The organism is Halomonas stenophila, assembly GCF_014192275.1.
In the GTDB taxonomy this organism is placed as follows: domain Bacteria; phylum Pseudomonadota; class Gammaproteobacteria; order Pseudomonadales; family Halomonadaceae; genus Halomonas; species Halomonas stenophila.
In genome coordinates, this window is sequence record NZ_JACHXR010000007.1 from 166,738 (window position 1) to 180,343 (window position 13,606).

The window sequence follows — 13,606 nt, forward strand, 5'->3', positions numbered from 1 at the left end:
AGGGGGGGGGCTATTCCAGGGATGGAATCGGTAGCGCCCAGGGAAGGGTTCACAGCGCCCCCTGGTTGACCTGTCGCCGGATCAGCCCCGAGTACACGGCTAACCGTGAAAGCCTTGGCTGGTGCAGGAAGGCGATGGTCGAGTAGGGCGACGGCCTGCTATCTTGGCCTCCTTTCTCGACGGGGATGCCCCATGAGCGTGATGACCGCCGGCGCGACGCCCCAGACCTGGGCCTCGCGCAAGGAAATCTTCGGCTGGGCGATGTTCGACTTCGCCAACCAGGCCTATACCCTGCTGATCATCACCGTGGTGTTCGGCGAACTGTTCACCACGGTGATCGTCGGCGACCGCGGCGACGGCTATCGGCTGGCCAACTTGCTGTGGAGCCTGGCGCTGGCGGTGAGCTACCTACTGGTGGTGGTCACCGGCCCCCTGTGCGGCGCGGTGATGGACTACCAGGCCGCCAAGAAGCGTTTCCTGTTCGTCAGCTACCTGGCCACCGTGGCGGCCACGGCGCTGCTCTACTTCGTGGCCCCCGGCTACGTGTGGCTGGGGCTCATCCTGATCGTGGTGTCGAACTACGCCTACTCCATGGGCGAGTCCTTCATCGCCGCCTTCCTGCCCGACCTGGGGCCGCCGGAGGCGCTGGGTCGCATCTCCGGCTTCGGCTGGGCGCTGGGCTATGTGGGCGGGCTGTTCGCCGCCGGCTTCACCCTGGTGGTGCTGGGCGAGGCCAGCGCCGAGAACTTCGAGCGCATCCGCTGGGTCGGGCCCTTCGCCGCGGCCTTCTTCCTGGTCACCGCCATCCCCACCTTCCTGTGGGTCCGGGAGCGCGGCACCCCGCAGCCGCCGGGCAAGGCCTACCGGGAGATCGCCTGGGAGCGGGTCTCGACGACCCTGCACGAGCTCCGGCGCTTCCGTGACCTGGCCACCTTCCTGGTCTCGCTGCTGTTCTCCATGGCCGGCATCTACATCATCATCGCCTTCGCCTTCATCTACGGCGCCCAGGTGATCGGCTGGGACGAGTCGATCCGCAACATCATGTTCATCATCGTGCAGATCACCGCGGCCATCGGCGCCCTGGGCTTCGGCTTCATCCAGGATCGCATCGGCACCCGGCTCACCTACCTGATCACCCTGGCGCTGTGGGTGGCGGCGATCCTGGCCATCTGGGCCACGCCCGAGCTCACCGCCTGGCTCAACGCCGGCCTGGGGCTCGGCTGGGAGGCCCAGCACCTCTTCCTGGTGGTGGGCTGCCTGGCGGGGCTCAGCCTGGGCTCCAGTCAGTCCGCCAGCCGGACCCTGGTGGGGCTGTTCTCCCCGCAGCGCAAGGCCGCCGAGTTCTTCGGCTTCTGGGGCCTGGCCAACAAGCTGGCCGGAGTGGGCGGCATCATCGGGCTGGGCCTGCTGCAGTCGGTGGTCGGGCTGAAGGCCTCCATCCTGCTCTGCGCCGCGCTGTTCATCGTCGCCATCCTGATCTGCCTGGGCGTCGACCAGGCCCGCGGCCAGCAGGCCGCGAGGGACTGGGAGGCGCGCAACGGCGCCTCGCCCTCACCCTAGGCGGGGCGCGTCAGGGCGAAGCGGTCGGTGGTGCGGCTGTAGCCGGCGCCGGCCTGGCGGCCGATGGGGCGCAGGGTCCCGATATCCAGGTGGCGGCCGTCCCGGACCGCGGTGTCGGCATGGATCACCGTTACCTCGGCGAGCACCAGGGTGACGGCGTCGAGGCCGTCGACGAAGAGGGGGGGCAGGCGCGGGCGTCCAGTGGCATCATGCCAAAGGGGACGCGGCGAGGAAGGCGAATGGGCGATGAGCGACACGGGGTGAGGCGCACCGGGCTCGGCATGATGCTGGTGTTCTGGGTGCTGTTCATCGGCCTCGGCAGCTGGTGGCTGCAGGGCGTGCTGATGCGTCGCGAGAATCCCAACGCCCACCTGGTCGATGCCGTGGCCGGCGATACCCTCATCCTGGAGCGCAATGTCTCGGGCCACTTCGTGGCCACCGGGCGCATCAACGGCGAGCCGGTGCCCATGCTCCTCGATACCGGGGCCACCTACGTGGCCGTGCCCGCCGGTCTGGCCGACCGGCTGGGCCTGAGCCCCGAGGGCTCGGCCTGGTTCTCCACGGCCAACGGCCGGGTGCGCGGCCAGCTCACCACCCTCGACGAGATCAGCCTCGGCGGCTTCACCGCCCGCCGGGTGCGCGGCTCCATCAGCCCCGGTCTCGATGAGGGCGTGGTGCTGCTGGGCATGAGCTTCCTGGGCCGCTTCGAACTCCAGATGAGTGGCGAGATCCTGACCCTTCGCTTGCCGCAGAAGGACAAGGATTGAGAGCCGGACCGCGCGGTGGCTGAGGCCATCTTCCCTGTCTCGCGAAAAGGAGTCCCGACATGTCATGGATCGATGAGCTCGGCCTGCGCTGGCCGATCCTTCAGGCCCCCATGGCCGGCGCCCAGGGCGTCGAGCTTGCGGCCGCCATCGCCGAGGCCGGGGGGCTCGGTGCTCTGCCGGCCGCGATGCTCGGACCGCAGGCGCTGGAGGCGGCCTTGCATGACTACCGCGGCCGCACCTCGCGGCCCCTCAACGTCAATGCCTTCTGCCACCGTCTGCCGGTCCCCGATCCCGAGGCACTGCAGCGCTGGCAGGCCGCGCTCGCGCCCTACTATGCGGAGTACGAACTGGAGGCGCCCGAGCCACCGGCCGGCCCCGGGCGGCGGCCCTTCGACGATGCGGCCTGCGAGGTGCTGGAAGCTCATCGCCCCGCGGTGGTGAGCTTCCATTTCGGACTGCCGGCGCCCGAACTGCTGGCACGGGTCAAGGCCTGGGGGGCGCGAGTGCTATCCACCGCCACCACCGTGGAGGAAGCCCGCTGGCTGGCGGCCCATGGCGCCGATGCGATCATCGCCCAGGGCCTGGAAGCCGGCGGCCACCGGGGCATCTTCCTGAGCGATGACCTCACCACCCAGGTCGGCACCCTGGCGTTGCTGCCCCAGGTGGTCGAGGCCATCGACGTGCCGGTGATCGCCGCCGGCGGCATCGCCGGCCCCCGCAGCGTGGCGGCGGCGTTGGCCCTGGGCGCCTCGGCGGTGCAGGTGGGCACGGCCTTCCTGGCGTGCCCGGAGAGCACCATCGGCGAGCTTCATCGGCAGGCCCTGACATCGGGCGAAGCCCGTCATACCGCCCTGACCAACCTCTACAGTGGCCGCCCGGCCCGCGGCATCATCACCCGGCTGATGCGCGAGCTTGGTCCCCTGAGCGCGCTCGCGCCGCCCTTCCCCCTGGCCACGGCGGCCGTCGCGCCGCTGAGGGCCGCCGCCGAGGCCGCCGGGTGCAGCGACTTCTCGCCGCTCTGGGCGGGGCAGGACTCCAGCGGTTGCCGTGCGGTGCCGGCGGCCGAGCAACTGCGTTGGCTGGCGGGGCAGGGAGCCCTCTGACGACGTGGGCGGCGGGCTGATATCATGGATGCATGAACAGTATCACGTCAGCCGCCCGCGTCACGGCCTCCCTGGACGATCCCTTCTACTACCTGGCCAACTTCCAGTTCGTCCTGGACTGGGTGGGCGAGCGCCACGGCGACCTGCTGAACGACGCCGAGCGGGCCTTCCTCGACGCCTTCCCGCGCCTGCCCCGGGCCTCCCGGGCGCTGCTGGTGCGCATGGTGATGCGCAAGGGCGAGCACTTCCGGACCTCCCGGCTGGCCTACCCCGAGATCGGTGATACTGCCGGCGCCCTGGCGCCGCTGGTGGCGGCCGGCTGGGTGGACGCCGACCCGCCGCTGTCCCTCGACGAGCTGTTCCGCCAGCTGCGCCTGCCCGAGCTGCGCCAGGCCCTGGCCGGGGAGATCGCCGCTGCTGGCCTTTCCGCCGGCAGTGCCAAGGCCGCCCTGCAGGCGGCACTGGCGCCGCGGCTGCCTCGGCCACGGCGTCTCGTCGACTGGTGGCCCGAGGCGCCCGACGCGGTGGTGCGCCTGGAGGTCATGGCGCTCTGCGACCGCCTGCGACTGATGTTCTTCGGCAACCTGCGCCAGGACTGGGCGGAGTTCGTGCTCGCCGAGCTCGGCCTGCAGCGCTTCGAGACGGTGCCCTTCGCCGCGGATGCCCGGGCCTTCCTGTGCCGGGACGAGGTCGACGCCTACCTGGCCCTGCACCGGCTGCGCGAGCGCCTCGACGACGGCGAGTGCCCGCTGGCCCTGGCCGCCGAGGTGCCGGAGCGTCCCGACAACCCCTGGCTGGCCGCCCGTCGCGCCCGGCTGCTGTGGCACCTGGGCCGCGAGGCGGAACGCCGGGGCGAGGAGGCGACGGCGCTGGGTTGCTACGCCGAGGCCGGCGTCGGCGAGGCGCGCATCCGCCGCTGGCGGCTGCTCGAGCGGCGCGGCGAGCATGCCCTGGCCCTGCAGCTGGTCGAGGCGGCCGAGGGGGAGGACGCCCTCGGCGAGCCGGAGGCGCAGGCCCTGGCGCGTCTGCGCCCGCGGCTGTGCCGCAAGCTGGGACGGCCACTTCCGCCCGGGGCGCCGGAGCCCCGCCCCGCGCGGCTGGACCTGCGGCTGGCGCCGGAACCCGGCGGCGTCGAGCGGGCCGTGGCCGAGCATCTGGGGCGCGACGCGGCGCCGGTGCACTATGTCGAGAACACCCTGATCACCGGGCTCTTCGGCCTGCTCTGCTGGGAGGCGATCTTCGCGCCGCTGCCCGGGGCCTTCTTCCATCCCTTCCACAACGGGCCGGCGGACCTCGGCCGCGAGGACTTCGTGGCCCGGCGTCGCGCCCACTTCGACGCCTGCCTGGCCGAACTCGATGACGGCCGGTACCGCGACACCATTCGGGCCCGCTGGCAGGCCAAGCAGGGCCTGGCCTCGCCCTTCGTGCACTGGGAGGCGCTGTCCGAGCCGTTGCTCGAGCAGGCGCTGGCCTGCCTGCCGGCCGCCCACCTGCGGGCCTGCTTCGAGCGACTGCTGGCCGACCCCCGGGCCAACCGCGCCGGCCTGCCGGACCTGATCCAGTTCTTCCCGCTGGCCGGGCCCGACGCCCCCCGCTACCGGCTGATCGAGGTCAAGGGGCCGGGAGACCGGCTGCAGGACAACCAGCGCCGCTGGCTGGCCTTCTTCCATGCCCACGACATCCCGGTGGCGGTGTGCCATGTCGCCTGGGAGACCCCATGAGCGGGGAGGGCGCCACGCCGGGCTATCGCGTCGCCGTCCGTGCCCTGTGCGAGTTCACCGCCCGGGAGGGCGACCTGGACCATCGCTTCACCCCGGCGCCCAGCGCCCGGGAGGGCATCGAGGGCCATGCCCGGGTGACGGCCCGACGCGGCGAGGGCTACGAGGCCGAGCTGCCCCTGGCCGGGCACCGCGAAGGCCTGGCGGTGGCCGGCCGCGCCGATGGCTATGACCCGGCGGCCAATCGCCTGGAGGAGATCAAGACTCATCGCGGCAGCCTCGCGCGCATGGCCGACAACCAGCGCGCCCTGCACTGGGCCCAGGTGGAGGTCTACGGCGCCCTGCTGTGCGCAGAGCGGGGACTGTCGCGGCTGACCCTGGCGCTGGTCTACCTGGACATCGCCAGCGGTCGCGAGACCCTGCTGACCCGGGAGGCCACCGCCGCCGAGCTCGAGGCCGTCTTCGCACGGCATTGCCGGGACTTCCTGGCCTGGGCCGAGCAGGAGGCGGGGCACCGCACGCGACGCGACGCGGCGCTCGCGGGGCTGGCCTTCCCCCACGCCGCCTTCCGCCCCGGCCAGCGGCAGCTGGCCGAGGATGCCTACCGGGCCGCGGCCACCGGGCGCTGCCTGCTGGTGGAGGCGCCCACCGGCATCGGCAAGACCCTGGGGGCGCTGTATCCCACGCTTGCCGCCATGCCGCGCCAGGGGCTCGATCGCCTGGCCTTCCTGACCATGAAGACCCCGGGGCGACGCCTGGCCCTGGACGCCCTGGCGGCCCTGGGCGCCGCCGAGGGCGAGGCCCGCCTGCCGCTGCGGGTGCTGGAGCTGGTGGCCCGGGACAAGGCCTGCGAGCATCCCGACCGGGCCTGCCACGGCGAGGCCTGCCCGCTGGCCGAGGGCTTCTACGACCGGCTGCCCGCGGCGCGCCGGGCGGCCGTGGCCCGCGGCTGGCTGGACCGGGCCGCGCTGCGCGAGGTGGCCCTCGCCCATCGGGTCTGCCCCTACTACCTGGGCCAGGAGCTGGCGCGCTGGTGCGACGTGCTGGTGGGCGACGTCAACCACTACTTCGACGCCAGCGCCCTGATCCATGGCCTCGCCCGGGCCGATGCCGTGCGCCTCGGCCTACTGGTGGATGAGGCCCACAACCTGGTGGAGCGCGCCCGGGGCATGTACAGCGCCGAGCTCGACCAGCGGCGGCTCAACCGGCTGCGCAAGGCCGCTCCGCCCGCCCTGTCGCGGCCCCTGGGCCGCCTGGCCCGGCGCTGGCAGGCCCTGCTGCGCGAGGTCGAGGACCGCGACTGGCAGGCCCTGGACGCCGTGCCCCGTGGGCTGCTCGGGGCCCTGCAGCAGGCGGTCTCGGCGGTCACCGACTACCTGGGGGAGCATCCCGCCGGCGGCGAGGCGGCGCTGCAGGAGTTCCTCTTCGAGGCGCTGGCCTTCACCCGGCTGGCCGAGGCCTTCGGCGAGCACTCGCTGTGCGAGCTGCGGCGTCCGGGCCGCGGCCGGGCCGTGCTGGCCCTGCGCAACCTGGTGCCGGCGGATTTCCTGGCGCCGCGCTTCGCCACCGCCCACTCGGCGGTGCTGTTCTCGGCCACCCTGAGCCCGCCGGCCTACCACCGCGACCTGCTCGGCCTGCCCGACGACACCGTCGCCCGCCGGGTGGCCGCGCCCTTCGCCGCCGAACAGCTCGAGGTGCGGCTGCGCACCGACATCTCCACCCGCCTGCGGGACCGGGAGGCCTCGCTCGCGCCCATCGTCGCCGAGCTGGCCGACCAGTACCGGCGCCGCCCGGGCCACTACCTGGCCTTCTTCAGCAGCTTCGCCTACCTGGAGGCGGCGCTGGCGCGCCTGCGCGAGGCCTGGCCGGCGATCCCGGTGCGCGCCCAGCACCGCGGCATGGACGAGAGCGAGCGGGAGGCCTTCCTCGCGGGCTTCGACCCGGGAGGCGCGGGGATCGCCTTCGCGGTGCTCGGCGGCGCCTTCGCCGAGGGCATCGACCTGCCCGGGGAGCGGCTGGTCGGGGCCTTCGTCGCCACCCTCGGCCTGCCGCCCTTCGATCCCCTCAACGAGGCCCTCAAGGCGCGCCTCCAGGCCCGCTTCGGCCGCGGTGACGACTACGCCTACCGGGTGCCGGGGATGATCAAGGTGGTCCAGGCCGCGGGCCGGGTGATCCGCGGCCCCGAGGATCGCGGCGTGGTGGTGCTGATGGACGACCGCTTCGCCCGCCACGAGAATCGGGCGCTGCTGCCCGACTGGTGGCGGTGGCACTAGGGTGGCTCGGGTGCCGCCAGAGCTGGCCGATGCGGCGCCGCGGAAACCTAGAAGCGGGTCTCCCAGGTGTCGATGACCTGTAAGCGCTCGTCGACCAGGTGGATCCGGCGCCACTTGTCGAAGGTCAGGCAGGGGTGGGAGGCCCCGAAGGCGACGATATCACCCACCCGGACGTCGTCCGCGCGCCCTTCATCAGTCCCCCTGGGCAGGGCGATGAAGGTGTGCTGGTCCATCTGCCGGGTCACTCGCCAGCCGTCCACCGACAGCGGCGTCTCGACGTCGCCGCCCTCCCGATAGCGCACCAGTGGCTCGGGCGGCTGGTCGACGCCGATGTCGCGCTTGCCCAGCGCCACGATGGCCAGTCCCGGCTCCGGCAGCGACTGCACCTGGGCGTAGACCTCGAGCGCCGGGCGCAGGCCCTCGTGCAGGTCCGGACGCCGTGACAGCACGCCGCGCTGGGCCTCGCGATAGATGCCGTGGTCATGCACCACGTAGCAGCCCGGCCGCAGCACCGGGGTGAAGCGCCCCTCCAGCCCGCCGTCGCGGAAGGCCTCGGCGATCAGGTCGTACCAGGCCGAGCCCGAGGCGGTGACGATCGGCGCCGCGACGCCCAGCAGCCCCTCCTGTTCCAGCCGCCGGACATCGGCCACCAGGCGCTCGGCATAGGCGCGGATCCTGGCCGCGGGGTCGTCGCCGTGGACCACGCCCTCGTAGCCCTCCAGGCCGGCCAGCGTCAGGCCCGGCCGCGCGGCGATCTCGCGGGCCAGGGCGATGACCTCCTCGTCGCGGCGGCAGCCGCAGCGTCCGCCGTCCACCCCGACCTCGATCAGCACGGGCAGCGTCAGGCCGGCCTCCGCGAAGAACTCGCTCAGCTGGGCCACGTTGTCGCGGCCGTCCACGGTCACGTAGAGCTCGCCACCGGCACGCAGCAGCTCGGCGGCGATCGCCATGTTGGCGCGGCCGACCAGCTGGTTGGCCAGCAGCAGCCTGGTGGCGCCCTCGGCGAAGGCGGCGCGACACTGGGGCAGGGTGGCCAGGGTGATGCCCCAGGCGCCGGCCTCGAGCTGGCGGCGAAACAGCGCCGGGGTCATGGTCGTCTTGCCGTGGGGCGCCAGCTGGGCCCGGTGACGGCGGGCGAAGTCCTGCATCCAGGCCAGGTTGTGGGCCAGCGGCGCCTCGTGGATGACGGCGGCGGGCAGGCTGACGTCGGCCAGCAGGTCGCGGCCGGTCTCCAGGGTGCCTTTGTGGCCGTCTTGCCAGGCGGGGGACGTCGTCGGCGATGCATCGGTGGTGGTGTGAATCATGAGGGGCTCCGGTGAAGGACGGCGGGTCTCCATCATATGACCGCGATGGTCGGCCCGGCGCGTCGTGGACGAGGCTCCTTGTCGGCAATGTTCATGGTTACTGTCAGAGGAAACGCCCCATGAGCCAACGGAGCGGCGTCCTTTCCGGCATCGCCACTCGGCTCAGCGCCGCTCGGCGGGGCGCTCGGGGGCGGTGGTGGCGACGTCCTCGTCGGCCTCGAACAGTTCCTCGAGTTCCCGGGCGGCCTGCTGGATGGTCTGCATCTGCTGCTGCTTGTTGCCGAAGGCCTCGAGCTGGCGTAGCAGGGCCTGCTCGTCGTGGGGACGGAAGGTGTCCACGGTGTGCTGGGCCTGGTCGCGGGGAATGCCGAGGCCGACCAGCACCTCGCGGGTCAGTTCCAGGCTCGCCGGCAGCAGCTCGCGGATGATGTAGGCGACCCCGGCGCGCATCAGCAACTGGGCGTGGTAGCGGTCCCGGGCCCGGGCATAGAGGCGCAGGTGGGGGAAGCGGCGCTTGACCCGCTGGACGATGCGCATCGAGGTCTCGATATCGCCCACCGCCACCACCAGCACCCGGGCCTTGTCGGCGCCGGCGGCCTCCAGCAGGTCGAGGCGCGAGGCGTCGCCGAAGTAGATCTCGTTGCCGTAGCGGCGCACCACGTCCACGTGCTCGGCATTGATGTCGAGCACCGTGTAGGGAATCTTCAGCCCCTGCAGGATACGCCCCATGATCTGACCGAAACGCCCGAAGCCGGCGATGATGATCTGGGGGCCGATCGAAGGCGGGCGGTCGAAGTCGCGGCGCGGCTTTCCGGCCTTGAACAGCGGCCGGATCAGCCGCGCGTGCAACTGGACGAGCACCGGGGTGGCGGCCATGGACAGCGACACCACCAGCACCAGCAGGCCCACCAGGGCCGGGTCCAGCAGGGCGGCGGCGCCGGCCGCGGTGAGCAGCACGAAGCCGAACTCGCCGCCCTGGGAGAGCAGTGCGCCCAGGTTCAGCGCCACCCGCCAGTCGCCGCGATAGGCCCGAGCGGCGATCACCAGGCTCAGCCACTTGGCGGCCAGCAGGGCGGCGGCGAGGCCGAGCACCAGGCCCGGCCGTTCGGCCAGCAGGTCGATCTGGGCGGTCATGCCGACCGCCATGAAGAACAGCCCCAGCAGCAGGCCGCGGAAGGGCTCGATATCGGCCTCGATGCTGTGGCGGTACTCCGAGTCGGCCAGCAGCACCCCGGCGATGAAGGCGCCGAGCGCCATGGACAATCCGGCCAGCTCCATCAGCAGGGCGGCGCCGATCACCACCAGCAGGGCGGTGCCGGCGAACATCTCGCGGCTGCGGGTGGCGGCGGCGAAGCGGAACAGCGGCCGCAGCAGGTAGCGCCCGCCGATGATCAGCCCGGCGAAGGCGCCGACGGCGATCAGCGCCTCGCTCATCAGGTGGCCCCAGCCGCCGGCCAGCGGGGCGTCGCCGGCCAGCAGCGGAATGGCCGCCAGCACCGGGATGGCGGCCAGGTCCTGGAACAGCAGCAAGGCGAAGGCATAGCGGCCGTGGCGGCTGGCGAGTTCGCCGCGCTCGCCGAGCAGCTGCAGCACCAGGGGCGTGGAGCACAGCCCCAGGCTGAAGCCCACCACCAGGGCGGCGGCGGGCGCGAGCCCCGTCGCCAGCGCCAGGCCGGTGAGCAGCGCCGTGGTGATGGCCACCTGCAGGCTGCCGAAGCCGAACACCGCCTTGCGCATCAACTTGAGGCGGGACGGCTTGAGCTCCAGGCCGATGACGAACAGCAGGAAGACGATGCCCACCTGGGAAAACTGCAGCACCGCCTCGGCATCCGGCACCAGCCCCAGCGCCGAGGGGCCGATCATTACCCCGGCGACCAGGTAGCCGAGCACCTCACCGAGCCCCAGGCGCTTGATCAGCGGCACGATCAGCACGGCGGCGGCGAGAAAGATCAGGATGTTGTAGAGCAGGTCGATGGCCAAGGCGTCGTCCTTTCGAGGTCGAGTGATCACGCATACCCGAGGGGATCTTACCGCATGGGGCTTCCGCCCTCTCTCTGAGCACACTGCAATAAGCTGCAATAAGCGGGCCATATCACCGACCCCGCCCGGGGCGACGCGCGCGACGGATGACGCGGATCGCTGGCTGGGCGAGAATGCCGGCAGGGCAGGGCGGCGTGCCCCGCGACACAGGAGAGCCCCGATGCGACTCAATGCCGATTTCCAGGCGCGCGTGGTGATCACGCCGGATCAGTACCGTTGGGTGGCCTCGCCCACGCCCGGGGTCGAGCGGATGATGCTCGATCGTGTCGGCGAGGAGGTGGCCCGAGCCACCTCCCTGGTGCGCTATGCGCCGAACAGCCGCTTCCCGCGCCACGAGCATGGCGGCGGCGAGGAGATCCTGGTGCTGGAGGGCGAGTTCGCCGACGAGCACGGCAGCTACCCGGCGGGCTGCTACCTGCGCAACCCCATCGGCACCTCCCATGCGCCCCGGGTCGGCGAGCAGGGGGCGCTGCTCTTCGTCAAGCTGCACCAGTTCGACGCCGCCGATACCGCGCGGCTGGTCATCGACACCCGGGACGGCACCTGGCAAGCGGGCCGGGTCGAGGGCGTCGAGGTGATGGCGCTGCACGACGTCGCGGACGAGCACGTGGCCCTGGAGCGCTGGGCCCCGAATACCCGCTTGCCATGCCGTGCCCATCCCGGCGGCGAGGAGATCCTGGTGCTCGAAGGCCGCTTCCATGACGAACATGGCAGCTACCCCGCCGGCAGCTGGCTGCGCAGCCCTCCCGGCAGCCAGCACCGCCCCTTCACCGGCGAGCAGGGCGTGCTGCTCTACGTCAAGGCGGGCCACCTGCCGCCCGACTGAGGCGCCGGCGCGTGACCGGCGCCGACGAATCGCCACCGGCCGCGATTGGGCGTTTCGCGGCCACTGTGCTAACCCTAGGGACGGCACTACGCCGAATGGAAACGGACAAGGAGGCGGCTCATGGGTATCGAAGTCGGTGGTCTGCTGGGCCTGATCTGGCTGATCATCATCATCTGGGCCATCGTCAAGGTGGCCAAGAGCTCGGCGGGTGGCCTGGCCAAGCTGATCTGGATCCTGGTGCTGCTGTTCTTCCCGCTGGTCGGGCTGATCATCTGGTTGCTGTTCGGGCCCAAGGGCTAGCCGGGCTCAGCCTTCCTCGCCGGCGGGCGGCTCGCGCGCCAGTAAGCGGTCGAGAGCCTCGCGATGGGCGGACAGCGAGACGGCATGGCGGCCCATGTCGGTCCAGGGGTCTCGCTTCTGGGCGAGGCGGCGGCGCAGGTTCTGCAGGGTCCAGTCCCGGGGGGCGGCGCCGCGCTCCAGCTCCGACCAGGATAGCGGCGTGGCGACGGGGGCGCCGTCCAGGGCGCGCACGGCGTAGGGGGCCACCGCCGTGGCGCCGTAGGCGTTACGCATGACGTCGAGGAAAATCCGGCCCCGGCGCCGCTTCTTGCGCTGGGCCAGGGTATAGCGCTCCGGATCGCGGCGGACCAGCACCCGGGCGAGATCCCGGGCAAAGCTTCGCACGGCGTCGAAGTCCTCGCCGCCGTCGAGCGGCACTACCACATGGAAGCCCCGTGAGCCGGTCGTCTGCACCCAGGCGGACAGCGACAGCTCGTCCAGCAGCCCGCGACACGCCAGGGCGGCGTGGCGCACCCCGGCAGCATCCTCGGTGCCCTCGGGCGGGTCCAGGTCGAAGATCATCCAGTCGGGATGCTCGAGGTCGTCGGCCGGTGACAGATACCGATGAGGCGTGATCATGGCCTGGTTCGCCAGGTAGACCAGGGCCGCCCGGCTGTCGATGAGCGGCGCCAGGAAGTGGCCGCCCTCGCGCTTGGGGAAACGTACCCGATCGAGCCAGTCGGGAAAGTAAGCCGAGGCATCCTTCTGGTAGAAGCCCTCGCCGCCGAGGCCGTCGGGAAAGCGCTGCAGGCTGACCGGGTGATCCGCGAGGTGCGGCACCAGGGTGGCAGCGACCCGGTCGTAGTAGTCGATCAGGTCGCCCTTGGTCTGGCCGGTCCCGGGGAACAGCACCTTGTCGCGGTGCGAGATCGCCAGGCGATGCCCGTCGATGGTGACCGTCTTCCCGTTGGCGTCTTCCTCAGGCATCGTCCTTACCCTCCTCGGCGGCGATCTCCCCCAGGGTGCGCCCACTGACGACGGAGGCCGGCTCGGTGGAGACGGGGTTGCGCCGGGCATCCGCCGCCGCGTCGTCGATCTTGATCAGCAGCCAGTCCCTGCCCTTCTCCAGCCGCGTGTGGATCAAGGCATAGCCGCCGCGCAGCTTGTGCCCCTCCAGCCAGATCGTGGCGTGGCCGTCGGCGAGCTGTTCGGCGACCGAGGGCGCGTCGTCGTCCTCCTCGAGGGTGCGGTAGTGGCCGCGGTCCCAGATCAGCACGCTGCCGGCGCCATACTCGCCCGCGGGGATCACCCCCTCGAAGTCGGCATAGGCCAGCGGGTGGTCCTCGGTGGGGATGGCCAGGCGCTTGACCCGGGGGTCGGTGGAAGGCCCCTTGGGGACCGCCCAGGACCTGAGCACGCCGTCGACCTCGAGGCGGAAGTCGTAGTGGAGGGTGGAGGCGTCGTGTTGCTGGATGACGAAGATCGGCCGCTCGTCGTCCCCGCCGTGTCGGGCCTCCTCGCCCATGGGCTCACGGGTGCGGCGCGGGTCGCGCTTGCGGCGGTAGCGGGCGAGCTTGTCATCGGACGGGGACATGGCACTCGCTCCTCTCGAGACCTGTCCCCTCAGTCTAGGCAATGTCTGAAAAGTGCCTGCGCTCGGCTATACGGCGTTAAAAATCGGCTCAAAGTGCTCATTTACTACCTGTAAACTCCGCCTTTTCACCGATTTTTGCCTT

12 protein-coding genes are annotated in these 13,606 nt (G+C 71.9%); 7 read left to right on the top strand and 5 right to left on the bottom strand.

Annotation, left to right across the window (positions count from 1 at the left end; all coding sequences use genetic code 11):
• Positions 1 to 192: 192 nt before the first annotated feature.
• Positions 193 to 1,560, top strand: coding sequence for an MFS transporter (locus FHR97_RS13390; protein WP_183384317.1), 1,368 nt, complete (start codon positions 193 to 195; stop codon positions 1,558 to 1,560).
• Here the strand turns inward: FHR97_RS13390 and FHR97_RS20330 are convergent.
• Positions 1,557 to 1,817, bottom strand: coding sequence for a hypothetical protein (locus FHR97_RS20330; protein WP_246403997.1), 261 nt, complete (start codon positions 1,815 to 1,817; stop codon positions 1,557 to 1,559). The two genes, FHR97_RS13390 and FHR97_RS20330, sit on opposite strands and share 4 nt — an antisense overlap.
• On the opposite strand from FHR97_RS20330, the gene FHR97_RS13400 reads away from it, so the two are divergent.
• Genes FHR97_RS13400 through FHR97_RS13415 form a run of 4 tightly spaced genes read left to right on the top strand, consistent with a single transcriptional unit; the run spans position 1,800 to position 7,421 of the window.
• On the top strand, positions 1,800 to 2,327 hold the full coding sequence (locus FHR97_RS13400) for a retropepsin-like aspartic protease family protein (protein ID WP_183384318.1): 528 nt from the start codon (positions 1,800 to 1,802) through the stop codon (positions 2,325 to 2,327). The two genes, FHR97_RS20330 and FHR97_RS13400, sit on opposite strands and share 18 nt — an antisense overlap.
• A gap of 59 nt (positions 2,328 to 2,386) precedes the next feature.
• Entirely contained in the window at positions 2,387 to 3,430 is a 1,044-nt protein-coding gene (locus FHR97_RS13405) for an NAD(P)H-dependent flavin oxidoreductase (protein ID WP_183384319.1), read from the top strand.
• A gap of 32 nt (positions 3,431 to 3,462) precedes the next feature.
• Complete coding sequence (locus FHR97_RS13410; RefSeq protein WP_183384320.1) at positions 3,463 to 5,151, top strand: VRR-NUC domain-containing protein; 1,689 nt, start codon at positions 3,463 to 3,465, stop codon at positions 5,149 to 5,151.
• On the top strand, positions 5,148 to 7,421 hold the full coding sequence (locus FHR97_RS13415) for an ATP-dependent DNA helicase (RefSeq protein ID WP_183384321.1): 2,274 nt from the start codon (positions 5,148 to 5,150) through the stop codon (positions 7,419 to 7,421). Before FHR97_RS13410 ends, FHR97_RS13415 begins: the two co-directional genes overlap by 4 nt.
• 47 nt (positions 7,422 to 7,468) lie before the next feature.
• On the opposite strand, the gene FHR97_RS13420 is transcribed toward FHR97_RS13415, so the two are convergent.
• Entirely contained in the window at positions 7,469 to 8,725 is a 1,257-nt protein-coding gene (locus FHR97_RS13420; RefSeq protein WP_183384322.1) for an amino acid deaminase, read from the bottom strand.
• A 162-nt stretch (positions 8,726 to 8,887) separates the two neighbouring features.
• Positions 8,888 to 10,705, bottom strand: coding sequence for a monovalent cation:proton antiporter-2 (CPA2) family protein (locus FHR97_RS13425; RefSeq protein WP_183384323.1), 1,818 nt, complete (start codon positions 10,703 to 10,705; stop codon positions 8,888 to 8,890).
• A 220-nt stretch (positions 10,706 to 10,925) separates the two neighbouring features.
• Here FHR97_RS13425 and FHR97_RS13430 point away from each other — a divergent pair, with 220 nt between their 5' ends.
• Both FHR97_RS13430 and FHR97_RS13435 read left to right on the top strand, forming a co-directional pair.
• Positions 10,926 to 11,591, top strand: a complete 666-nt coding sequence (locus tag FHR97_RS13430; protein ID WP_183384324.1) for a cupin domain-containing protein — start codon at positions 10,926 to 10,928, stop codon at positions 11,589 to 11,591.
• 120 nt (positions 11,592 to 11,711) lie between these two features.
• A complete protein-coding gene (locus FHR97_RS13435; protein WP_183384325.1) occupies positions 11,712 to 11,891 on the top strand; it encodes a PLDc N-terminal domain-containing protein in 180 nt (59 codons plus the stop codon).
• A 6-nt stretch (positions 11,892 to 11,897) separates the two neighbouring features.
• Here FHR97_RS13435 and ligD read toward each other — a convergent pair whose 3' ends face one another.
• Together ligD and FHR97_RS13445 are read right to left on the bottom strand one after the other, a co-directional pair.
• Positions 11,898 to 12,857 carry a non-homologous end-joining DNA ligase gene (gene ligD / locus FHR97_RS13440; protein WP_183384326.1) on the bottom strand — a complete coding sequence of 320 codons (960 nt, stop codon included), beginning with the start codon at positions 12,855 to 12,857 and terminating at the stop codon, positions 11,898 to 11,900.
• Positions 12,850 to 13,464: a DNA polymerase ligase N-terminal domain-containing protein gene (locus FHR97_RS13445; protein WP_183384327.1), complete on the bottom strand. Its 615-nt coding sequence runs from the start codon at positions 13,462 to 13,464 to the stop codon at positions 12,850 to 12,852. Before FHR97_RS13445 ends, ligD begins: the two co-directional genes overlap by 8 nt.
• Positions 13,465 to 13,606: the final 142 nt, after the last annotated feature.